This window comes from Streptomyces sp. LE64, from assembly GCF_052606915.1.
Map to the genome: position 1 here is coordinate 2,796,865 of NZ_CP199708.1, position 22,204 is coordinate 2,819,068.

A 22,204-nucleotide genomic window follows, 5' to 3' on the forward strand; every position below is an offset into this window, starting at 1 on the left:
GGCCGCGCCGGGGGCGCCCGACCGCCGCTCCGGGGGGGCGGTCGGTCACCCCGGCGTGACCAGCCGGGCCTCGTACGCGAAGACCGCCGCCTGGGTGCGGTCCCGCAAGCCCAACTTGACCAGGATGCGGCTCACATGGGTCTTCACCGTCGACTCGGCCACCACCAGCCGGGAGGCGATCTCCGCATTGGACAGCCCCTGCGCGATCAGGACCAGCACCTCCGTCTCCCGCTCCGTCAACTCCCCGTAGGAGCCGGCGGAACCGGCGGCGCCCGCCAACGACCTCGGGGCATCGGCCAGCTTGGAGAACTCGGTGATCAAACGCCGGGTGACGCTCGGCGCGAGCAGCGCCTCGCCCGAGGCCACCACCCGCACCCCGTCGGCGAGTTGACGTGCCGAGGCGTCCTTCAGCAGGAAGCCGGACGCCCCCGCGCGCAGCGCCTGGTACACGTACTCGTCCAGGTCGAAGGTGGTGAGCACCAGCACCTTCGCCCCGCTGCCCGAGGCGACGATCTCCCGGGTGGCCTCGATCCCGTTCAACTCCGGCATCCGGATGTCCATCAGCACCACGTCCGGGGCCACCTCCCTTACCCGCCGCACCGCTTCCAGCCCGTTGACCGCCTCCCCGACGACCTCGATCCCCGGCATCGCGTTCAACAGCACCGAGAAGCCCTCGCGCACCATCATCTGGTCGTCCACGACCAGCACCCGGATCGTCATGCCGTCTCCTCCGCCCCGGCCGCCGCCGGCACCGGCAGGAACACCGCCACCTCGTAACCGCCGTCCGGCTGCTCCCCCGCCGTCATCTCCCCGTCCAACATCGCCACCCGCTCCCGCATCCCGGTGATCCCGTGCCCGGCGCCCGGCGAGGGCTTCACCAGCCCCCGCGCCGGACCGTTCACCACCCGCAGCCCCAGTCCGCCGAGGACGTAGCCGACCTCCACCCGGGCCGCCGCGCCCGGCGCGTGGCGCAGGGTGTTGCTCAACGCCTCCTGCACGATCCGGTACGCCGACAGCTCCACGCCCGGCGGCAGCTCCCGCACCGCACCCGTCATCACCTTGGTCACCTCCAGCCCCGTCTCCCGCACGTTGGTGATCAGCGCGTCCAGATCGGCCAGCGTGGGCTGCGGGGCGTCCGGCGCCTCGTAGTCCTCCGCCCGGACCACCCCGAGCACCCGGCGCAGCTCCGTCAGCGCGGCCACCGCGTTCTCCCGGATGGTGGCGAACGCCTGCTCCAGCTCCGGCGGCGGGTTCTCCACCCGGTACGGAGCCGCCTCCGCCTGGATCGCCACCACCGACATGTGGTGGGCCACCACGTCGTGCAGCTCCCGGGCGATGGTGGTGCGCTCCTCCAGCAGCGTGCGCCGGTCGCGTTCGGCAGCGGTCACCGTGCGCTCGGCGGCCACCTCCTGCTGCGCCACCTCCACCTTCTGCCGGGCCTCCCGCCGCACGTGCCACACCGTGAGCAGCAGGACCAGCATCCCCGAGACGAACACCATCGCCCCGGCGTCCGAGGAGTCGCCGCGCCCGTCCCCGGAGGTGGCGAGCGTCCCGAACACGGTGGTGACGATCCACATCCACAGCCCGGTACGGGCCCGGGCGCGGGCCGTCACCACCGCCATCACCACCAGGTGCGCGAAGAACCCGGCCCCCGTCCACGGCCAGGCCGCCCCGGTGAAGCCGCTGATCCCCATCAGCACGGGCACCGAGGCCAGCGAGAGGAAGAACGCGAGCACCGGACGGACCAGGGTGAACAGGATCGCCAGCGCGGGCAGCGCCCCCATCACCAGGGCGGCCGGCTCGGACACCCCGTACGCGGACACCGAGCCTGCGAAGAAGGTGAACCCGGCGAGGGCGACGACCAGAGCGTGCGGCGCCCACCGGCCGCGTCCCCCGAAGCGGGCGGCCAACCGCCGGCCGGGGCCCAGCGGCGCCAGCGGACGGTAGGCGAAGGCGTCCTGGAAGAGGTCCTCGCGCACCCCGCCGAACACGTCCTTCACCAGGTCGAACTCGGGACTGCGGTCCCGGGCCGGGCGGGGGTGCGGGGGCGGCTGCGGATACGGGTGCGGAGGCGGTGTCCGCGGGGTCTGGGTCACCCTACGACGGTAAGGGCCCGGGAAAGGGCGGGTCGTCCCCACGGAGTCGGGTCGTCCGGGGTCCGCCTCAGGTACTACCCGCACCGCCGGGAGTCGGAGCGCCGGCGGTGTGGGCCCGTACCGGCTGCTCACCAGGCGAGCTGGGCGATCTCCTCGGCGACCACCGCGCAGGCGTCCGCCGCCGGGTCGATCAACGGGAAGTGCCCCACCCCCGGCAGCACCGTCAGCCCCACCACCTCGCCGGCCGCCGCCGCGGCGGCCACGTACGCCTCGGCCACCGCCACCGGCACGTCCAGGTCGGCGGCGCCCTGCACCACCACCGTGGCGATCCCGGTGGGCAGCAGCGCCGCCGGATCGACGTACCCGACCCGCGCCGCGTACGGCTCGGGCCCGCCGCCCAGGAACTGCCGGGCCGCGTCCCCGCACACCCCCAGCGCGGTGGCGGTGGCGAAGTCGGCGATCGGGGCGAGCGCCACCACCCCGCGCAGCTCCGGGGGCCGGGGCAGCCGCCAGCCGCTGTCGGCGGGCAGGGCGTGCCGGGCCGCCGCCCACAGCGCGAGCTGCCCGCCGGCCGAGTGCCCGGTCACCACCGTCCGCCGCACGTCGACCCCCGGCAGCGCCGCCGCGGCCAGCGCCGGCAGGGCGTCCAGGGCCGCCGCCACGTCGTCCAGGGTGTCCGGCCAGCGCCCCGCCACCGGGCCCGTCGCCGGCTCCCCGGTGCCGCCGCGCTGCGCGGGCAGCCCCGGGCCCCTGCGGTACTCGACGGAGGCGACCGCGAGGCCCGTCCGCGCCAGGTACCCGGCGAACGGACTGATGTGCGCCCGGCCGTACGGGGCCCGCCAGGCACCGCCGTGCAGCACCGCCACGAGCGGCGCCGCGCCGGTGGCCCCGGGCGGCGGGTGCGGGGCGTAGAAGTCGACCACCTGGTCGGGGTGCGGCCCGTAGGCCGCGGTGGCGTCCGGCGGGAGAGCCGGGTGCGCGAACGCGGACGCCTCCTCGGCGGCGGCCCGGGCCACCGCCCCGGGGTCGGGGGCGCGGCCGGTGCCCGGTGCGGGGCCGTCGGCTCGGGGGTCGTCGGCGTCGTCGTCCGGCATGTGGGGCCTCTCGGTGCGGGCTCGGGGCAGGGCGTCCGGACGCTACCAAGCCGTGGGGCCGCCCACCGGGAACGGGCCTCCCCTCGGACCGGGCGGAGGCGGCGCCGCCGTGCGCCGGCGCCGCCCGCCCCTCCTGCCGCTCAGTGGAACACCAGGGCGTGCCCGCCGGCGATGCCGGCCCGGCAGGCGGCACGCAGTTGGTGCAGGGCCCGGCGCTCGGGGGCGTGGGGGTCGCCGTCCGCGGGGACGGCGTCCGGGGCGCCCAAGGCGGCGGCCACCCGGTCGAGTTCCCGGAGGAGGCGGTGCGTGGAGCCCACCATGCCGCCGCCGGCCACCCCCGATTCCGGCGGGAGGAAGAGGGGGTCGGCGAAGTCCACCGGCACGTAGTACCCGGAGCTGTCGGAGTGGCACAGCAGGTGCGAGGCGAACATCATCGTCTCGTCCTCGATCCGCTCCAGGTCCCGGCGCCACGCCGGGCCGTCGACGGGCGGCGCGGGCGGGAGGGGGGCATCGCCGCCCGTCGGGGACAGGACGTAGGCGCGGCGCAGGCGCATCAGGTCGCCGTACGGGAATCCGCCGGAGTGGGTGTGGGCGGTGGGCGGATCGGTGATCTCCGGTTCGCCCCAGTCGACGCCCTCGGCGCGCAGGGCCAGCGCGAGGCGGTCGAAGGCGCGTCGGTGGTGTGCGTACCCTTCCGGGTCGTTGCGCTTCTGGTCGTACAGCAGGCCCACGGAGATGGAGAGTCCCATGGGTGCGGAGCCTAGTTGTATTGCCCTGTGAGGTTAGGGACGCGGCTGGCGGGTGGTTTGCCTGCGAGTGCGGTGTGTCCGCGGTGGTGATTGTAGGTGTGGAGCCACTGTGGGAACGCTGCCCGGCGTTCTGCTTCTGACTGGTAGGGGCGGGCGTAGGCCCACTCGTCCAGGAGGGTGCGGTTGAGGCGTTCGACTTTGCCGTTGGTCTGCGGGCGGTAGGGCCGGGTTCGCTTGTGGGTGATCCCGGCCGCCGCGAGCAGGTCGCGCCAGGCGTGGGACTTGTAGCAGGAGCCGTTGTCGGTCAGGACACGCTCGACGGTGATGCCGACGTCGGCGTAGTAGGCCTGTGCTCTGGCCCAGAAGGCGGTGGCGGTTTCCTTCCTCTCATCGGCGTGGATCTCGCTGTAGGCCAGGCGGGAGTGGTCGTCGACGGCGGTGTGGATGTACTGGTAGCCGACGCCGGACTTGGTTTTCCGGCCCGCCTGGCGGCCGAGGGTCTTGTGGCCGCCGCCGTCGGGGATGTTCCCGAGCTTCTTGATGTCCACGTGCACGAGTTCGCCGGGCCGGTCGCGTTCGTAGCGGCGTATGACGGTCCCGGTGGCCCGGTCCAGATGCGTGAGCCGGGCCAGGCCGAACCGGGTCAGGACGCGATGGACGGTCGAGGGCACCAGACCCAGCAGATGCGCGATGCGGGCAGGTCCCCACCGCCGCGCGAGGCGAACCTTGATGATCCGGCGCTCGGTCCGTGTCGGTGTCCGTCCGGGACTGTGGTGCGGGCGGGAGGAGCGGTCGTTCATCCCGGACTCGCCCAGGGCCTGGTAGCGGGCCGCCCACCGCTGAGCCGTGGTCGGTGAGACCTGGAAGCGTTCGGCGGCCCGCCGCAGCGGCCAGCCGTCCTCGACCACACAGCGGGCCAACCGCAGCCGTCCGGTCTCGGTCAGGGGTGCATTACGGTGGGGCATGAGGGCCTTCTGCTGATCGGTGTAGACATCGCAATCCACACCGAACCCGGAAGGCCCTCACCCATTCAAGACGCCTCAGCCGAGACCTACATCACCCGTCCACAACCTCCCGGGGCAATACACCTAGGGCGGACCGACCGCGGGCGGTCAGCCGGGGCCGGGCGGCGGAGGGGCACGGGTCCGCCCGCCACCGAGCGGGACCCGTGCCGACCTCCCTCATCCGTCCTGCCGCTCCAGCCACTGCGTCAGCACGCGGTTGGTCTGCTCCGGCTCCTCCTGCTGGATCCAGTGGCCGCAGTCCAGCTCGACCACCTCCGCGCGGGGCACGAACTCCGTCAGCCGCTCGGACCTCGCGACCAGGTCCCGGGTGCCGTAGATCATCAGCGTGGGCTGGTGGACGATCGGGTCCACGCCGGCCAGCAGGTGCCAGTTGCGGTCGAGGTTCCGGTACCAGTTCACGCTGCCGGTGAACCCCGACTCTTCGAAGGCGGCGACGAAGACGTCCAGTTCCTCGTCGCTCATGACGGGTTCGCCGAGCGGGGTCTCGGCCCGGGCCAGATCGATCATCGCCATGCCCGGCTGAGGGGCCCTGGGGGGCTCGTTCTTCCGGTACAGGTTGCGGAGGAACCGGAAGGCGTCCTCTTCGAACACGGCGTCCGCCACGCCGGGTCGGCGGTTGAAGTGGACGAAGTAGAAGTCGCCGCCGAGCACGGCCTCCATCGCCTCGATCCAGGGCCGCTCACCGCGCTCCTGGTAGGGAAGGCTGAGGTTGATCACCTTGTTCACGCGGTCGGGGTGCAACAGGGTCAGCCCCCAGACGACCATCGCGCCCCAGTCGTGGCCGACGAAGGCGGCGTCCTGGTACCCGTAGTGGTCGAGGAGGGCGACGAGATCGCCCGACAGGTGCTCGATGTCGTACGCCGTCACCTCGGTCGGACGGGACGACCTGCCGTAGCCCCGCTGGTTGGGGACGATGACGTGGTAGCCCGCGGCCACGAGGGCGGGCACCTGGTGACGCCAGGAGAAGGCGTGCTCCGGCCAGCCGTGGCAGAGCACGATGGGCCTTCCGGCGTTCTCTGCACCCGCCTCGAATACTTCGAGCACCACGCCGTTGACCGGAACGAGGGTGGGTTCGGGAAATGCGCTGGGGTCGGGCATGGCTTCTGCTCTCCGTGTTCTCGGTCTTTGTTCTCGGTCTTTCCGGGTGACAGCCCGGTTGCTCCGGCGGCGAGGGTCCCCGACGACGGCGTCGGCACGCCCCCGGTGGGCGCCGGGGCGATCCGGGCGGACGTGGGCGTGGAACTCCTCGCTGAGTGCCGTGTCGCCATCTTGGCCACCGAAACCGGTCACCCCATGACCGGTTTCCTGTGGAAGTGTGGGCGATGTGCGAACCGACCGGCTGGTGGCCGTCCTCCTCCTGCTGCAACGGCGCCAGCAGGTGACCGCGGCGGAGGTCGCCCGGGAGCTGGAGGTCTCCGAGCGCACCGCCCGCCGCGACCTCGACGCCCTGGCCACGGCCGGGGTCCCCGTGTACTCGGTGCAGGGCCGGGGCGGCGGCTGGCGCCTGGTGGGCGGCGCCCGCACCGACCTGTCCGGGTTGACCGCGGGCGAGGTCCGCGCCCTGTTCCTGCTCGCCGGTCAGGCGTCGGCGGCGACGCCGACCGTGAAGGCGGCCCTGCGCAAGCTCGTCCGCGCCCTGCCGGAACCCTTCCGGGCGCAGGCCGAGGCGGCGGCGTCCTCGTTGGTCACGGACCCGCAGCGGTGGGGGGCGGGCCGGATCGAGCACCGCTCCCCGCCCTTCCTCGACGCGCTCCAGGACGCGGTGATCCGCGGCGTCCAGGTGCGGCTCGGCTACGTGGACCGCACGGGCACCGGTACCGAGCGGACCGTCCACCCGCTGGGCATCGTCGCCAAGGGCCCCTCGTGGTACCTGGTCGCCGCCACCGGGGCCGGCCGGCGGACCTTCCGGATCGACCGCGTGTCCTCCGTCGCCCCGACCGACGAGCCGGTGCACCGGCCCGAGGACTTCGACCTCGCCGAGAGCTGGCGCGAGATCGCCGACGGGATCGACCGCCGGCGGACGCCCCTCGAAGTCCAGGCGGTGTGCGCGCCCGAGGCGATGGGCCGGCTCCGGCTGGCGTTCGGCGAACGGCTCGACGTGGGGGGCGCCACGCCCGACGGCCGCGTCGAGGTCGTGATCCGCGGCCGTGACGAGTACGTGCTCGCCGGCGAACTCGCCTGGCTGGTCGAGTGGCTGGAGGTGACCGGTCCGCCGGGGGTGCGTGACCACCTGGCCGCGCTCGGCGCCGCGCTCGTTCGCCGCTACGGCTGAGACCGTCCCGCAGGGGCGGGACGCGGACCGTGACGGCGTCCGCGGGCCAAGCATCCGCCCGGGCGACCCTTCCCACGGTGTCCCGTTCCGAAGGGCCGCCCGAACCGAAGGGGGGTCGGCTCAGTCGGTGGGGGTCTGGCGCATGCCGTCGACGACCGCGCGGGTCAGGATCGCGCTGGTGTACAGCACCATGCCGGGCTTGAGCAGGGCGTCCTCACCGGTGCCGGGCAGGACCTGGACCGTGCGGCTGCCCAGGTAGGCATGGGTCTTCCGGTCGAAGATCCACTCCTCCCGATGGCCGCCGGTCTCGTCGAGCCGGGCCACCGCGACGCCCTTGCGCCCCGCGGCGTCGACGGCCTCGTCCACCACCACCACCCCCGGGATCTTGGCGGCCGTCTTGAACAGCGCCGCCGACAACTCCGCCGGCGGGTAGCTCTCGGCCAGCAGGTCACCGATGGTGGCGAAGGCCTGCTGGTCCGGGGAGGTGCCCATGCCCTCGGTCTCCTCGTAGATCTTGGCGAGGAGCTCGTCCGGGTCGGTGGTGAGTTCGGCCAGGTACTCGTGGGAAGGGGCGTTCAGGTACGCCTTCGGGGTGTCGCCCTTCTCGTCGGGGAGGCTGAGGGTCTCGCCCTCCGGGCCGTCGTTGACCGCGGGATCGATCAACCAGCCCTCGGTGCCGTCCGCGGACTTCCAGATCTGCCGGCGGTGCAGCCCGTAACTGGCCAGCTCGGTCCTGCCGTTGACGTGTCGGACGAAGGTGTTCGCCACCTCGGACTCGACGTACACGAACTGCCCGTCCTCGACGGCGGGGTGGGTCGCCTTGCCGGCCGCCGTCGAGATCCGTTCGAGGAGCTGCGGCACCCCCTCGGTGGTCGCGGCACCGACCGGGGTGGTCAGGGCGGGACCGGTGGCCAGTCGGCTGTCCCGCACCCCGCCGCCGTCGCCCTGCACGAGGGCGAGGACGACGACGCCGGCGACGGTGGCGGCCACCAGGGGCAGGGCGACCGAGGGGCGCGGCAGCCACGGGCGGCGCCGGGGGGCGGGAGCCGTGGCGGTGCGCTCGTCCTGCTGCGGGTCGTGGATCTGGGCCATCAGACGCTCCTTGTGGAACTCGTGGCGGCCCGTCGGCAGGTCGCGCGTGGTGCCGGAGAACAGGCTGGCGTGCCCGTCCGCTCCGTCCGGGTGGGGCCGGGACGTGTTCGCGTTCATCGGTGTCCTTCCTGTGCGGGCCGGATCGCAGGAGTGCGGTCGTCTCTTGTCTGTCGGCGGAGCGGTCCGACTTCCCGGTCGCGACGGACTTTCCCGCGCGGATCCACGAACGCCCGTCTCCCCCGCCCGACTTCGTCCGCGGTCAGGGCGCGCAGCTTCCGCCGGGCGCGGGACAGTCGGGACGCCACCGTGCCGACCGGGATGCCGAGCGCTTCGGCGGCGGCCTCGTAGTCCAGGCCCTCGCCCAGGCAGAGCGCGATGACCTCGCGTTCGGGGCGGCGCAGGGCGGCGAGCGCGGAGAGAGCCGCGGCGAGTCGGCGCCGGTCGTCGACCCGGGAGGCCACCGCCTCGGCGTGGTCGGGCAGCGAGAGTTCGGCCACCGCGGCGGCGTTGGCCGCGGCCCGGTACCTACGGTTGCTGCGGTGGTGGTTGCGCGCCGTGTTGGTGGCGATGCCCAGCAGCCAGGGCCGCAGGGAGCCGCCCTCCGGCGAGACCCTGGCCCGTATCCGCCACGCCTCCAGGAAGGTCGCGGACATCACGTCCTCGGCGGTCGACCAGTCGGCGGTCAGCCGGAAGGCGTGGTTGTACACCGCACGGGCGTGACTGTCGAAGAGTTCCGCGAACGCGGTCGGTTCCCCGGCCCTGACCCGGGTGCGCAGATGTGTGTTCACTCCCGTCAACTGTCCGGCACCCCGCACGGACTTCCCGTGACCCGCGTCACATCGCGGGGGGCGACGGGGCGGGTGTTCCGGACCGAGCGGGCGGGGCGGCGGTCGACCGGTGGCGAACCGCCCTGACCGCGAAGCGGCCAGGGCGACCTGCTGGTGCGCCGCTACCGCTAGGCGCTGCCGCTGCCGCTGCCCGGGAACACCAAGTTCCACGTCGCGGCGTACGCTATGCAACTGAGCGCAGCAGCCATGAGGGTTGCTTTCTTCACTTCCTTCTGTACCCTTCTGCGAACTTTTATGTTCGACGAGAGCTGCTCCGCACAAAAACCACACGTGGACATCACATGACGATGGCGCAGCCTCGTCGATCCGAGCCTATCTCGAAGATCGAATGCTCGTGGACGCAGATCTGTTCAACACGGCCGCCTCACGGACAGCACATGGAAAAGAGGGTTCCGCCCGCCGGAGAACGAGCTAACCGACCGCGCTCACAGGGCGCGGTGGGAGTTGTTGAGTTCGGCCAGCGCGCGTGCCGCACGGGCTTCTTCGGCCGGCGCGCCCAGGCGCCTGCTGACGGCCAGGCTCTCCCTCAGGTGTGCCAGGGCCTGCTCCGTGCGTCCCGTGTCCCGCTCGGTGACGGCGAGGTCGTACAGCACATCGGGCTCCTCGCCCAGAGCGCTGATCCGGCGCACCACCGCGAGCGCCGCGACGTGGTACCGCAGACCCTCGTCACCTCGGCCGATGGCGCGGAGCGCCCGTCCGATGCCGTTGAGCGCCACGGCCTCGTTGCGCCGGTCACCCACCTCGCGCAGCACGGGCAACGCAGCTCCGTACAAGGCGAGCGCCTCATCGGGGTTGCCGAGCGCGTCGAGCACCGCGGCCAGGTTCATCTGGACGGTCGCCGCGTCCCTCCTGTTTCCCAGCCGGACGGCAACCAGGAGTGCCTCGCGATAGACTTCTTCTGCGGCACGTGGATCGGCCAGCCTACGTCGATACAATTCTGCCGTGTTGTTCATGGCACTGTACCGGCCCCGCTGATCTCCCATTTGCGTGAACTCTGCGAGCGCCAACGTAAAGCATTCCAACGCCTCGGTGTTCTGCGCGAGGTGGAGGTGAATAATCCCCAGGAGATTCCGGCACCGCGCGACGCGCAGCACGTCACCCGTCCGCAGAAGGAATTCCAGGGAACGCCTCTGGAGCACCTGCGCCTGCTGGTACTGGCCGGTTTCCCAGAGCGAAATGGAGAGCTGGTGAAGCCCTTCGCTCTCCACGTCCGCGTCGCCGAGGGAACGGGCCGTGTCCACGGCCTCCTGGGCCGTGGCGATCGCCTCGGTGTAGCGCGAGGTGTGGGTGTGGATCACGCAGAGGTCGAGGAGCGCCCGGGCGGTGGCCGCCCCGTCCCCCGCTCCGCGCCAGTGGGCGACGGCCCGGCGCAGCAGGGGCTCCGCCGCCGTCGAGTGGCCGCGCACGTCCAAGAACCCCGCCAGTGCGTGCACGCCGAGCGCCAGCCGGCGTTCGTCGCCTTGTCGCGCGAGCGCGTCCAGGGCGTCCAGGAGGTTGGCGGACTCCACGGTCAACCAGTTCTCCGCGCTCCGGGCGTCGACGACGTGGGGACACGCGGTCACCGAAGGACCGGCGCCGTCGAGGGCCGTGCGGAGGCGAAAGGGATAGGCCAGCCGGTCGGCGGCGTCCGCGGTGCGCAGGTAGTACTCCAACATCCTTTGTCCGGCGACCTGTTCGGGAGGATCGTCTTCCGCTTCCACGAGTGAACGGGCGTAGTCGCGCAGAAGGTCATGCATGGTGAAGCGATGTGGTACAGGCTCGGACACCAAGTGATAGGAAAGCAGTTCCTCAAGCGTTTGTTCGGATTCCGCCACGGTCGATCCGGTGAGCGCCGCCACGCTCGGGGCGTCGAACTCCACGCCGGCGTGGAGACCCACGCAACGGAATGCGAACTGTTGTTGCGTATCCAGGGCCCGGTAGGAGAGCGCGAACACATGGGCGAGCGAACGCTCGCCGTCCCGGAGGTGCACCAGGCGCCGGCCCCCGACGCACAGCTGCCGCAGGAGGTCGCCGCTGGTCCACGAGGGACGGGAGAGCAGCCGGCTCGCGGCGATCTCCACCCCCAGCGGGATGCGCCCGCAGACCTCGACGATCTGCGCCACGTCCTCGGACCGCACGCCGCCGCGCGGTCCCAACCGCTGACGGAACAGGGAGACGGCGTCCTCGGGCGGGAGCACGTCCAGGGACAGGGGGCGCACTCCAGGCAGGCCCGGCAGTCGACGGCGACTGGTGACGACCACCACGGTGGGGGACGCCCCCGGGAGCAGCGGACGGACCTGCTCGGAACCGGCGGCGTCGTCGAGGATCACCAGCATGTGCCGGTCGCGCGCCACGGTGCGCCAGCGCTCCACCAGTTCGCCGAGTTCCCGGGGCAGGGCGTTGCCGTTCTCGCCGAGCAGGCGCAGCAGTTCGGTGAGGACCCTGGCGGCGGAGGGGGGCGTCCGGTCCGGGCCGCGCCCGCCCAGGTGAAGCAGGAGGCGACCGTCCGGGAAGCGGTCTCGCAGTTGGTGCGCCAGATGCACGGCCAGCGCGGTCTTGCCCACCCCGCCCAGGCCGTCGATGGCCTCCACGGTCACCACCGCCCCGGCTCCGTCCCCCTCGCAGACGGCCGAGGCCAGCCGGTGCAGTTCGTCCCGCCGCCCGGCCCACGGCACGTCGCGCGGGAGGTTGTCGGGGGCCTTGCGCACCGGCGCCGAGGGCGCCTCGCCCCGGCCGACGACCGCCCGGACCAGGGTCACCGCGGGGGTCCCGCTCAGGATTCCCTGCTGGATGCGGTGGACCCGGCGGCCCGCTTCGAGTCCGCTGTCCCGGGCGACGTGCTGCCGGGTGCGGTGGAGGAGCCTGGCGGCCTCCGCGGTGCGGTTGCCGCCGTACAGGGCGACGGCCAGTTTCACGGCCACCGCCTCGTCGGTGGGGTGGACCTCCGAGAAGGGCCCGAGCAGGGCCACCACCTCGGAGTACCTCCCCGCGGCGAGGAGGATCCCGGCCCGGGTCACCGCGGCGGACAGGGTCGTCTCGGCGAGGAGCGCCCGCAGGTGTTCGGCCCAGGAACCGGGGATGCCCGCCAGGGGCTCGCCGCGCCAGAAGGTGTCGGCGCGGTCCAGCAGCCTCAGGGCCGACTCCTCGTCGTCGCTGTCCCGCAGAACCCGTGCCTGGCCGACGCAGTTGGTGTAGCAGCGCAGGTCCACCCGGTCCGGGTCCACCTGGAGGACGTACGCGTTGCCGCGGTTGACGACCCGGGGACGGGCGTCGCCGGCGATGCTCAACGACTTCCGGATCCGGGAGACGTGCGAATGCAACGCCTCGCGCACCTTGGCGGGTGGACGGTCGTCCCAGACGCGGTGCACCAGGGTGTCCATGCTCACGGTGCGGCCGGCGTCCCAGGCGAGCGCGGCCAACGCGAGCCGCGTCTTCGTCGGGCCGACGTCGCTGTGGAGGGCACCCGCCCGGACTTCGACCGATCCCGAGAGCCGGATCTCGAACTCCACCAGGGACCCCTCCCGTCGGACAGGACCATCGGGATTGCCAAGTCTTCGATGGTGACACGGACGGCCGGTGTTCACGCCTGCGAGTGATGGAACCCGGTCAAGAATGACCTACGGAGGCGCCACTTCGTTCATACCTTTTACGGACCGGGGAGTAACGCCCTTGACACTGAAGGGAGTCACGGACATGCGAGCCTTCTCCTCACGTGCACAAGAAGCGTTGCGGTCGGCGCTGGTGACCTGGAGCACGGACCGGGACTCCCCCGCGTGGCAGGCGTTCGGCCGGGTCGTGGCCACCGCCGCCCGGGCGAATCCCGCGGTGGCGGGGCTCTGGGACCCGCACCCCCCGCTCCCCGGGCCCCCCTGGCAGGCGTTGGCACGGGAACTCGGCGCCACCGGCGCCCGGGACCCCGCAACGGAGCGGGCCCTCACCGAGTGGCTCCGCCACCATCCGGCTCCGTCCCCCGGGACCCCGGCGGACGACCGGCCCGCCTCCAACGTCCTCGCCGGGAACGCCGCGGTCCACGGCCCCAGCGTGCAGGCCCGGGACATCCACGGTGGCGTGCACTTCCACCAGAGGCCCGCCCCCCGCGCCCCGCTCCCCCGTCAACTCCCGCCTGCACCGCCCCGGTTCGTCGACCGGGAGGCGGACCACCGGGCCCTGGACTCGTTACGCGCCCGGCGGCCCGACAGGGCCGCCCAAGTGCTGGTGGTCAGCGGTCTCGCCGGCGTGGGGAAGACCTCCTTGGCGACCCACTGGCTCCACGAGCACCTGGACGACTTCCCCGACGGGCAACTCCACGCCGACCTCGGCGGCCAGGACGGTCGCCCCACGCCCCCCGGCACCGTGCTGGAGACCTTCCTGATCGCCCTGGGCTCGCCCTCGGTGCCGGCCGGCCTCTCGGATCGCAGCGCCCTGTGGCGTTCCCTGACCGCCGGGATGCGGCTGGCCGTCATGCTGGACAACGCCTTCACCGCCGCCCAGGTGCGCCCGCTCCTCCTCGGCTCCCCGACCGGACTCGTCCTGGTGACCAGCAGGAGCAACCTGACCGGGCTACGCATCGACGGGGCCGCGGTCCACCGGTTGGACGGACTCACCGTCGACTCCGCCGTCGAACTCCTCGCCCTCGGCGGCGGGGCCAGGGTGGAGAGCGAACCGGACGCGGCGCACGAGGTGGTGCGGCTGTGCGGGCGGCTCCCGCTGACCGTCGCCCTGGCCTCCGCGCAACTCGCCGCCCGCCCGCACCGCTCGGTGTCCGCCCTCGTCGACAGCCTGTCCTGCGGCACCGGCGCCGTCGACACCCTGCGCGTCGACGGCGAGGCCGTGATGCGCACGGCGCTCGACCTGTCCCACGAGGTGCTGCCGCACGAGAGCGGCGAGCTCTACCGCCGGATGGGGCTCCTGCCCGTGGAACGGCACGACTTCCACCTGCTGACCGCCCTCACCCCCGACGACGGGCAACCGGAACGCTCCCAGCAGACCGCCGACATCGCCGTCCACTCCCTGGTGGAGGCGAACCTCCTGGAGGAGACCGGGCCCGGGACGTACCGCTTCCACGACCTCGTCCACGCGCACGCCCACCAACTCGGCCAGCGGCTGGCGCCCGACGACCGGGGCCGGGTGCTGCGGCGCTTCGTGGACTGGTGCATGTCCACCGCCGCTTCGGCGGAACGCATCCTGACCCCCAAGCACCCCCTGCCCGGCCACGACCTCGCCGCCGACATCGTCCCGCCCACCCCGCTCGACGGCCCGCAGGCCGCCCTGGCCTGGCTGGACACCCACCGCAACGGGCTGATGGGCGCGGTGCGGCACTGCGCCCAGGTGGGGTGGGACCACTCCTGCTGGAGGTTGACGGACCTCCTGTGGCCCCTGTTCCTGCGCCTGCGGCCCTCCGACCTGTGGCTCGAAGCCCACCGGCTCGGCCTCGAAGCGGCCCGCCGGTGCGGCTCCCGCCCGGGCGAGGGCCGCATGCTCACCTCGGGGGCGATCGGTCTGCGCAACGCCGGACTGTACCGGGAGGCAGGCGACTGGTACCGGCAGGCGCTGGCGATGGCCGTCGAGGACGGCAACCTGTCCCAACAGGCCCAGGCGGTCAGCGGAATCGGGCACCTCAGCCTCCTGGAGCACCGCCTCGACGAGGCCCGGACCCACTTCCAACACGCCCTGGAACTGAGGGAGTCGACCGGCAACCGCCGGGGTGCCGCGCTCTCCCGACGACGCCTCGGCGAAACCGCGCTGGAGGACGGGGACCTGGTCACGGCCAGCGAGCAGTTGCACCGGGCCGCCGGCGAACTGGAGGCGCTCGGCGAGACGTACGAGGCGAACCGGGTGCGGGCCCAGTTGGGCCACGTCCTCGTCCGCGCCGGCCGCCACGCGGAGGGCACCCGGCTGGTCACGGAGGCGCTCGACCGCTTCCACTCGGGCGCCGACCGCTCGCCGCACTGGGAGGCGCGCTGCCTGGAGTGGCTCGGCGAAGCCGCCGAGACCCGGGGCGACCGGGCGGCCGCGGCGCTCCACTACGAGCGGGCCAGGGAACTCTTCCTGCGCTGCGGCCCCGCGGACGCCCGGCGACTGGACGAACGGTTGCGGAAGCTGTGAACGCCACCGCAACCGAACGACGCGCCGCCCCCGCCGTCAACGGCGCGGCAGCGGCGACACCGCGCACAGCGCACCCAGCGGCCGGCCGGACACCACCCAGGCGTGCACGACGGCCGCAGCCAGGTGCACCGGAACCACCGGTCCCCGGCCCCCGCACTCCAGCACCGCGTGCTCCACGCCGCCGTCCCGGGTGCGGACCCCCACCAGACACCCGCCGCGGTCCGGCCCGGGCACGACGGCCGTGGAACACCCCGCGTAGCGGGCCAGGAGGCCGCTGACGCGCCGTCGCGCCGAGGCCGGCGCCAAGGGGCCCCGGCTGACCAGCACGTCCGCGTGCTCACCCAGCCGCGGGAGGGCGGGGGAACCCGTGTCGACCCACAGGTGGACGTCGCAGGGGAACCGGCCGGAGGGGTGCCGGCAGGCCGCCGGATGCCGGCACCCGGCGGCCACCGCATCGACGCGCACCAGGGCCGGGCCGTGCCCGCCCGGCGTGCGCCAGAGCGCACCGGTGGTGCGGGTGTCGAGCCCCCCGCCCCGTCCCGGTCCCCGGAAGCACACCGTGGCCCAGCCCGCGCCCGGCCGCGGGCAGGGCCGGGCGGGCCGCACCCCGACGCCCACCGGAGACGGCACCGCGCTCACCGGAACGCCCCCCGGTCGGCCCCGCCCACCCAGTGTTCCAGGGACGGCGGGACCGCCGGCGGCGGCACGAACGGCGGGCAGGCCGGCTCCCCCAGCTCCAGGCTGCGGTAGAGGAGTGCGCGCACCCGCCGGTGGAACTCCCCCGGGGCCGAGGAGAGCGACTCGGCCACCCGCGCGTACAGGGTGGCGTGCCGTCGTTCCGAGGCGTAGGCCAACTGCGCGGCCAGGGAGTGCCCGGGGACGACCACGGGAGCCACCGCCGCCAGCAACGCCGCGGGCGAGTCCGGGGACACCTCGCGCCGCACCGACGAGGTCAACAGCACCGTCGCCTCCGTGAGCGTCCCGTAGGCGGTCAGCGATCCGTGGTCGCCGATGATCCAGTCGGCGGCTATCAGCAGCGCCTGCCAGTCGGCCTCCGGCGGCACGACCGCGATCCCCCGGCTCCGGAGCGCCGTCAACCAGCCGTGCACCTGCGACCTGCCGTGCCCCGCGAACACGTTCGGGTGGATGAGCATCGCCACCCGGCAGCCCTCGTCGGGGAGTTGCCCCAGCAACTGCGGCAACAGGGCGTCCAACCGTCCGAAGGTCGAGGCGGGGCCCCAGGTCGACGCGACGACCACGAGCCGTTGCCCCTCCTCGATGCCCAGGGCGCGCCGGTAGCCCTCGCGACCTGCCGCGCCGGCCTCGATCCGGTCCACGCAGGGGTCCCCGGCCACGTGCGCGGCCGGCAGGGCCTCCGGGCAGGAGCGGGCCAGCTCCGTGACGTCCCGCTGGTGGGCGTAGACGAGGGAGGACGGCACCACGCGCCCGTCGTGCAGGAGGTGTTGGCGACTCAGCATGCCCGGCACGCGGCGCTCGCCGGGCGCCAGCAGCGAGACGTCGGTGAGCAGCTTGATGTGTCCCGCCCCGTGCGAGAAGCGCACGACGGGGGCCCGCAGTCGGTGCAGACCGCGGGAGCCCGTGGCCAACACCAGGTCGAACTCCGCCCGCAGGGCCTCCTTCCAGGGCACCGTGGCGATGCCCTGCCCCCGCAGGTAGTCGGTGACGCCGCCGCCGAAGGCGTGCGGGGCGACCGTGAAGACCAGTTGGATGCGCAGGTCGGTCTCCAGCAGCCCGAAGACCTCCCGCAGGCGTTGGGCGAACGCCACGGTGTGCACCACCACCAGGACCCGCTTGCAGTCCGGCACCGTCAACCAGTGCCCCTGCTCGATCAGTGCCGTTCTCGTCGTTTCCACGGACATGCGATCCCCCGTCGCTCGTCGATACGGTTGGCGTACGACGGGGGATCCCCCTTCCGCTGCGCGCCTTCCTCGCACGGACCTTGCAGTTCCCTTGCCCCGCTGGTCAGCGCGGTGGTGACGGTGGCCGCGGAGACGGCCGTCGAGGCGGTGCGCCCGCCCCGACGGCCGGTGGACCTCAGCGCCGGTGGTGCTTGTGCTTAGCGCCGGTGGTGCTTGTGCTTGCCGGGCTCGCCGCGCCCGTTGGCGACCTCCACGACGACGGGCGAGCCCGCGTTCTCCGCGGTGATCGCGTACGGCCCGCTGACCGGGTCGGCGGGGAGCACGTAGCCCTCGGGCACGTCGGTCTCCCGCAGGTAGTACTCGCCGACCGGCAGGTCGGCGAAGACGCAGTCACCGGCCGGGTCGGTGGAGCAGGCGTCGCCGACCTCGGTGTCCGCCGGCACGGAACCCGCGGGGCGGGTCTGGAGTCCGGCGACCCCGTTGGACTCCCGCCACAGCTCGAACACGGCGCCGGCGAGCGGCCGGCCGTTCTTGGCGTCGGTCTTCACGACCTCGATCCGACCGCGGACCGGGACCACCGTGACCGTCTCGGTCGCGGGGTCGCTCACCACCGTGTTCCCCGCGGGGTCCTCGCCCGCGGCCCGGGCCCGGTTGGTGACCTCGCCGGCCTCGCCGTCCGCCTCGCTGACCACGTAACTGCCGCGGCAGGTGGTCGAGCCGCCCGGCGCCAGGGTGGTCTCCTCGCAGGTGACCGGGGTGACGTGGTCGTCCTCCACCCGCACCCCGGTCAGGGTCTGCCCGCCGCTGTTGGTCACCGTGTAGACGTACTCGACGGTGTCGCCCACCCGGTACGGGCCGGGGTCGGCGGCCTCCTTGACCACGGTGACCGCGGGGCCCCCGACGATCTCGACGGTGGCCCGGGCCTCCGGCGAGGTCACCGGCCCACCCGGGGCGGTACCGGTCGCGGTGACGGTGTTGGTGACCGATCCGGCCTCGGCGTCCGCGGCGGTGACGGTGTACGTGCCCCGGCAGACCGTGCTGTCGCCCGGCTCGCCCCCCGGCGCCAGGACGGTCGCCTCGCAGGTGATGCCGGTGACCCGGTCATCGGTGAGCTGGACGTCGGTCAGCTCCTCGCCGCCGGTGTTGCGCACCGTGTAGGCGTACTCCACCTCGGTGCCGACCGTGAACGGTCCCGGACTCGTCACCTGCTTCTCCACGCTGATGCCCGCGGGCCGGGCGATGGGCACCGTGGTGCTGGACGGCGGGGAGGCGACCGGGTCCCCGCCCGAGGTGCCGTTGGCCGTCGCCGTGTTGGCGATCTCCCCCGCCGCCACGTCCTGCGCGGTCACCGTGTACGTGGCCGTGCAGGTGACGGTCTCGCCGACCGCCAGGGTGGTGACCGGGCAGCTCACCGGACCGATCTTCGGGTCGACCACGGCCAGGTCCTCGACCGTGGCGCCCCCGGAGTTGGTGACCACGAAGTCGTAGGGGACCTCGGTCCCCTCCTCCAACAGCGCGGGCAACGGCTGGTGGACCTGCTTGACCAGGTTGAGCGCCGGCAGCTCCTGGTCGGTGTGCACGGACACGTTCCTGATCAGGTGCACGTCGGTGAAGAGACCGGTGGAGCCCGCGAAGCCGAACTTGTACGTGTCGGGCACCGGCACCGGCGCCGGGGTGGAGAGCACCTGCTGGAGGCCCTGCCCGTCGTTGAAGTCCACCGAGACGGTGAGCTGCGGGTCCGGCGCGGGCGTCAGGTGGACGTTCACCCGGCGCCGGGACGGCTCCAGCGCGGCCTCCGCCTCGGCCGGCGTGGCGTCCGGCGGCAGCACGGTCAGCGGCCCCTGGAGCTGGCCCGGCAGGGTCGAGGGCCAGGGGCCCGTGGTGCTGAAGTTGCTGGTGGTGGCCGTCAGGAAGCAGTACCCCTGGATGCCGTCGCCGGGCCCGCGGACCGTCACCATGTTGGCGCCCGGAGCCGGGATGCGGAACTCCGTCCCGGCCGGGGAGCGCTGCTCACAGCCGTTGCCGCGCTGTTCCCAGTCGCCGAAGTAGTTTCCCAGCACGTCCAGCCCGATGCCGACGTACCCCCGGTCCACCCCGGGCAGGAAGGGGTTGGCCGGATTGTCGTCCGGCAGCTTCTGCGCGTAGCCCAGGCTGCCGCCGAAGGCCCCCGGGTGGGTGAGCGAGGTGGCGCCGTCGACGAGGAAGAACGAGATCCCGTCGGCCGGCGTCGCCGGGGTGGTGCTGCCGTACTGCCACTGGTCGAAGGTGACGTCCAGGCCCTGGGCCGCGGGCAGCGCCTGGTCGAACAGGACCGCCCCCGCCTGGTCGTTGGAGGCGTCGGTGAGTTGGAGGTAGCCGTTCGGCGCACCCCCGAGCGGGGGCACCGGGCCGGTCCGCACCTCGGGGCACCCGCCGAGCGGGTGGTTGCCCGGCCCGGGCGGGGCGGCGGCGGGGGCACCGGTCAGACAGGCCGACCCCACCGCGACGAACCGGTCGTCGGCGGTGGCGCCGGTGAACGTCTCCGTCAGCAGCGGGGTGGTGACGGCCCGGGGCTCGGCGGCCCCGGGCAGCGCGCTCGCCCGGACGCCGCCCGCGGTCAGGACACCGGCGAGGGCGGCCGTCAGCGATACGGCCACCCCCAGGGCACGCCGCCGGCGCGGTCCGGGATTCTCGTTTCTTCGGATCATGAACAGCAGGGGTACCCCCGGATCGCCCCCACCGGCCGCCGAACACCCGTCCGGCTCCGCACGTCAGTCCGGCGCCACGGCCACTGCCCCCGAACGGCCCTGTCCTCCGGCGGCTCTCGACTCACCCGGACTTCTGCGGAGGCCCCTTCACCCCTCCTCCTAGGGCCGTCCGGTCACCGGGTCGAACTCGTCGCCGAAGGGGCCGGGGGCGACGGTGGGTGCGTGGGCGGGGCAGGCGTAGAGGGCGACGGTGTTGCCGCCGCCCAGGCCCCCGGCGTGCCGGACCGCGACCGCTGCCGCCGTGCGGCGGTGGCAGACCACGCACCGCGCGGTGAACGGCTTCGGCGGCGGCCCGGTCAGGGCGTCGCGCGTCACGAGCACACCGCCGCCCTCGGGTGCGCCTGTGCTTGCGCTTGGCGCGGGTGCTGGGGTCGGGGGCGCCCGTCCCGCCGGCCGTGGGGTGGGGATGACCCCGGGTGGTCGGCGGGACGGGTTCCGTCCCGGTTCCCGGGCGCGGCCGACGCCCTGGAACCGGGTGGGGGCGGAGTGTGCGTTCTCCGCGCCCCTCCGCCCGACCGGCCGTCGTCCACGGCGATCGGGCGGGGCCTTGACGGGCGGCCCCGCGGGGCCTGGTGGGTCCTGGTGGGGGCCCCGGGGTGTTACGGCTGGTTCGGGTCGACGGAGCGGATGGACCGCCGGTGGGCGTTGCCCTCGCGGACCCTGGCCCGCAACTCGCTCAGCGCCGGACTGTCCGTCACCTCCGGCTCCACTCCCGGCTCCGGCTCGGCCCGCGCGGCCGGGGGCACCGGCTCCGCCGCGCCGTCGTCTTCGGATTCCCGTGCCCGGTCCGGGCATTGGGGGTAGCCGCAGGCGCACGGCGGGAACGTCAGCGCGGCAGCGGGAGGCAGAACCTCTCCCTCGTCATTGAGGAACATCGGTCGTCTGACGATGACGGCCACGCTCGGGAACGCCGCCGCCGAACTCGGTGGCGGTCACGCCAGCACCTGGCCGTGCGGTCTGACCGACCTCGCCGCACGCCCGTCGTCCGTGCCCGCCACCGCGCTGGCAGCAGAACTGGAAGAGCGGGTGACCAGCCGCGTACGGGCGAATCGGGCGTGAGGGTCGGTCCGTCCCGGGGTATCGGGAGGGCTGCCGGGTACGCCCGCGGTCAGGACGGGAGGCCTCGCTCGGTCCTCGCCCGATCGACCCGTTCCTCCTGGTCGTCGGGCTCCAGCGCCTCCAGCAGGGGCACCGACCACGGGATCGGGCAGGGCGGGGCGTCGACGCGATACCGCCGAGGGCTTTCGACGCCGTGCCCGGCCGTCAACCCGCTGCGGAGGAACGCCTTTCGGGCGAGTTCGGGGAACCCCGGACCGTCCTCTCCCGCCGGGGGAGACGATGGGGCGACGGGTCAGCCGGTGCGCCCCGCGCCACCGGCCGAAGCCCCCACCCGGAAGGCGACGGAGCGGACCGATGCGCATCGTCCTGGTGTCCTACGCGGCGAACGGCTTCGCCGTCCTCCACCGCACCTGCGAACGGGCCGGCCACACCCCGGTGGCCTATCTGCACGCCCGGTCCCTGCGTCCGCGCGGGCCCGCGCGGGGCGGGGCGGGCGAGACCGTGGCGGGCATCGTCGACGCCCTCCCGGACGGGGTGGACCTGCTGCTGCCCGGCCGGACCGGCGCCCTGGCGGCCAGCCTGCGCGCCCAGGAGGCCGACCTGCTGGTCTGCTACGGCTGCCCCTGGCGCTTCCCGGCCGCCGCGCTCGCGGCGACCCGGCTCGGCGCGCTCAACGTGCACACCTCGCTGCTGCCCCGGTACCGGGGGCCGCTGCCGATCCACTGGGCCGTCCGCAACGGCGACCCGGAGACGGGGGTCACCGTGCACTGGATGGACGAGCGGTTCGACACCGGGAACGTCCTGGTGCAGGAGGGCGGCGTGCGGCTGCCCGACGACGTGGTGCCGGCGGTGCTGTTCGACGAGGTGGACCGGGTGATCGGCCGACTGCTGCCCACCGCGTTGGAGCGGGCCGCGGCCGGCGACCCCGGGGAGCCGCAGGACTCCGCCGGGGCCTCCTACGCGGGGTGGTGGGAGCCCTCGTTCTCCACCGTGGACTGGGGGTGGCCGGCCCGGCGGATCCACGACCAGGTGCGGGCGCTGCGGTTCGGGAGCTCGGGCCGCTCGGGGCCGCGGGCCCGGCTGGACGGCGCCCGGGTCACGGTGCTGCGGACCTCCCTGATGCCGGCGCCCGGGGTGGAGGTGGCCTGCGGCGACGGTCCGCTGTGGGTCACGGAGTTCACGTCCGACGCGGAACCGGACGAGCATCGCCTTGCGTAACGGTCCCCATCCGGTCGTTGACGGAGAGTGATGATGTGAT

The 22,204-nt window shown here is 73.7% G+C and carries 17 protein-coding genes; 4 read left to right on the forward strand and 13 right to left on the reverse strand.

Annotated features, from left to right (window positions below; all coding sequences use genetic code 11):
- Window positions 1-45 precede the first annotated feature (45 nt).
- The 6 genes from ACSMX9_RS12605 to ACSMX9_RS12630 all read right to left on the reverse strand — a co-directional run bounded on the left by ACSMX9_RS12605 (window position 46) and on the right by ACSMX9_RS12630 (window position 6,062).
- Entirely contained in the window at window positions 46-720 is a 675-nt protein-coding gene (locus tag ACSMX9_RS12605; protein WP_445402421.1) for a response regulator, read from the reverse strand.
- A complete protein-coding gene (locus ACSMX9_RS12610) occupies window positions 717-2,096 on the reverse strand; it encodes a sensor histidine kinase (protein WP_445402422.1) in 1,380 nt (459 codons plus the stop codon). The genes ACSMX9_RS12605 and ACSMX9_RS12610 overlap by 4 nt, the downstream gene beginning before the upstream one ends.
- Window positions 2,097-2,224: 128 nt before the next feature.
- Window positions 2,225-3,190, reverse strand: a complete 966-nt coding sequence (locus ACSMX9_RS12615; RefSeq protein ID WP_445402423.1) for an alpha/beta hydrolase — start codon at window positions 3,188-3,190, stop codon at window positions 2,225-2,227.
- 140 nt (window positions 3,191-3,330) lie between these two features.
- On the reverse strand, window positions 3,331-3,939 hold the full coding sequence (locus ACSMX9_RS12620; RefSeq protein WP_445402424.1) for a hypothetical protein: 609 nt from the start codon (window positions 3,937-3,939) through the stop codon (window positions 3,331-3,333).
- Window positions 3,940-3,950: 11 nt separating this feature from the next.
- Window positions 3,951-4,904: an IS481 family transposase gene (locus ACSMX9_RS12625; RefSeq protein WP_445402425.1), complete on the reverse strand. Its 954-nt coding sequence runs from the start codon at window positions 4,902-4,904 to the stop codon at window positions 3,951-3,953.
- A 216-nt stretch (window positions 4,905-5,120) separates the two neighbouring features.
- Window positions 5,121-6,062: an alpha/beta fold hydrolase gene (locus tag ACSMX9_RS12630; RefSeq protein ID WP_445402426.1), complete on the reverse strand. Its 942-nt coding sequence runs from the start codon at window positions 6,060-6,062 to the stop codon at window positions 5,121-5,123.
- A 226-nt stretch (window positions 6,063-6,288) separates the two neighbouring features.
- On the opposite strand from ACSMX9_RS12630, the gene ACSMX9_RS12635 reads away from it, so the two are divergent.
- Window positions 6,289-7,236 (forward strand): helix-turn-helix transcriptional regulator, encoded by a 948-nt coding sequence (locus tag ACSMX9_RS12635; RefSeq protein ID WP_445402974.1) that lies wholly within the window; start codon window positions 6,289-6,291, stop codon window positions 7,234-7,236.
- 120 nt (window positions 7,237-7,356) lie between these two features.
- Here the strand turns inward: ACSMX9_RS12635 and ACSMX9_RS12640 are convergent, their stop codons facing one another.
- The 3 genes from ACSMX9_RS12640 to ACSMX9_RS12650 form a co-directional block, all read right to left on the reverse strand.
- Complete coding sequence (locus tag ACSMX9_RS12640; protein ID WP_445402427.1) at window positions 7,357-8,445, reverse strand: CU044_5270 family protein; 1,089 nt, start codon at window positions 8,443-8,445, stop codon at window positions 7,357-7,359.
- The gene (locus ACSMX9_RS12645; protein WP_445402428.1) at window positions 8,442-9,116 is read right to left on the reverse strand and encodes an RNA polymerase sigma factor; all 675 of its coding nucleotides are present in this window, start codon (window positions 9,114-9,116) and stop codon (window positions 8,442-8,444) included. Before ACSMX9_RS12645 ends, ACSMX9_RS12640 begins: the two co-directional genes overlap by 4 nt.
- A 485-nt stretch (window positions 9,117-9,601) precedes the next feature.
- A complete protein-coding gene (locus ACSMX9_RS12650) occupies window positions 9,602-12,664 on the reverse strand; it encodes an AfsR/SARP family transcriptional regulator (protein WP_445402429.1) in 3,063 nt (1,020 codons plus the stop codon).
- A 232-nt stretch (window positions 12,665-12,896) separates the two neighbouring features.
- Between ACSMX9_RS12650 and ACSMX9_RS12655 the strand changes: the two genes are divergently transcribed.
- Complete coding sequence (locus tag ACSMX9_RS12655) at window positions 12,897-15,260, forward strand: NB-ARC domain-containing protein (RefSeq protein ID WP_445402430.1); 2,364 nt, start codon at window positions 12,897-12,899, stop codon at window positions 15,258-15,260.
- Between the two features lie 36 nt (window positions 15,261-15,296).
- Here ACSMX9_RS12655 and ACSMX9_RS12660 read toward each other — a convergent pair whose 3' ends face one another.
- The 4 genes from ACSMX9_RS12660 to ACSMX9_RS12675 form a co-directional block, all read right to left on the reverse strand.
- Window positions 15,297-15,899, reverse strand: coding sequence for a hypothetical protein (locus tag ACSMX9_RS12660; protein ID WP_445402431.1), 603 nt, complete (start codon window positions 15,897-15,899; stop codon window positions 15,297-15,299).
- Entirely contained in the window at window positions 15,896-17,140 is a 1,245-nt protein-coding gene (locus ACSMX9_RS12665; protein ID WP_445402432.1) for a hypothetical protein, read from the reverse strand. The genes ACSMX9_RS12660 and ACSMX9_RS12665 overlap by 4 nt, the downstream gene beginning before the upstream one ends.
- A 197-nt stretch (window positions 17,141-17,337) precedes the next feature.
- The gene (locus ACSMX9_RS12670; protein WP_445402433.1) at window positions 17,338-19,827 is read right to left on the reverse strand and encodes a DUF7507 domain-containing protein; all 2,490 of its coding nucleotides are present in this window, start codon (window positions 19,825-19,827) and stop codon (window positions 17,338-17,340) included.
- A gap of 159 nt (window positions 19,828-19,986) precedes the next feature.
- Window positions 19,987-20,202: a hypothetical protein gene (locus tag ACSMX9_RS12675; RefSeq protein WP_445402434.1), complete on the reverse strand. Its 216-nt coding sequence runs from the start codon at window positions 20,200-20,202 to the stop codon at window positions 19,987-19,989.
- Window positions 20,203-20,775: 573 nt separating this feature from the next.
- On the opposite strand from ACSMX9_RS12675, the gene ACSMX9_RS12680 reads away from it, so the two are divergent.
- Together ACSMX9_RS12680 and ACSMX9_RS12685 are read left to right on the forward strand one after the other, a co-directional pair.
- Window positions 20,776-20,946 carry a hypothetical protein gene (locus tag ACSMX9_RS12680; RefSeq protein WP_445402435.1) on the forward strand — a complete coding sequence of 57 codons (171 nt, stop codon included), beginning with the start codon at window positions 20,776-20,778 and terminating at the stop codon, window positions 20,944-20,946.
- 354 nt (window positions 20,947-21,300) lie between these two features.
- On the forward strand, window positions 21,301-22,164 hold the full coding sequence (locus ACSMX9_RS12685) for a methionyl-tRNA formyltransferase (protein WP_445402436.1): 864 nt from the start codon (window positions 21,301-21,303) through the stop codon (window positions 22,162-22,164).
- Window positions 22,165-22,204: the final 40 nt, after the last annotated feature.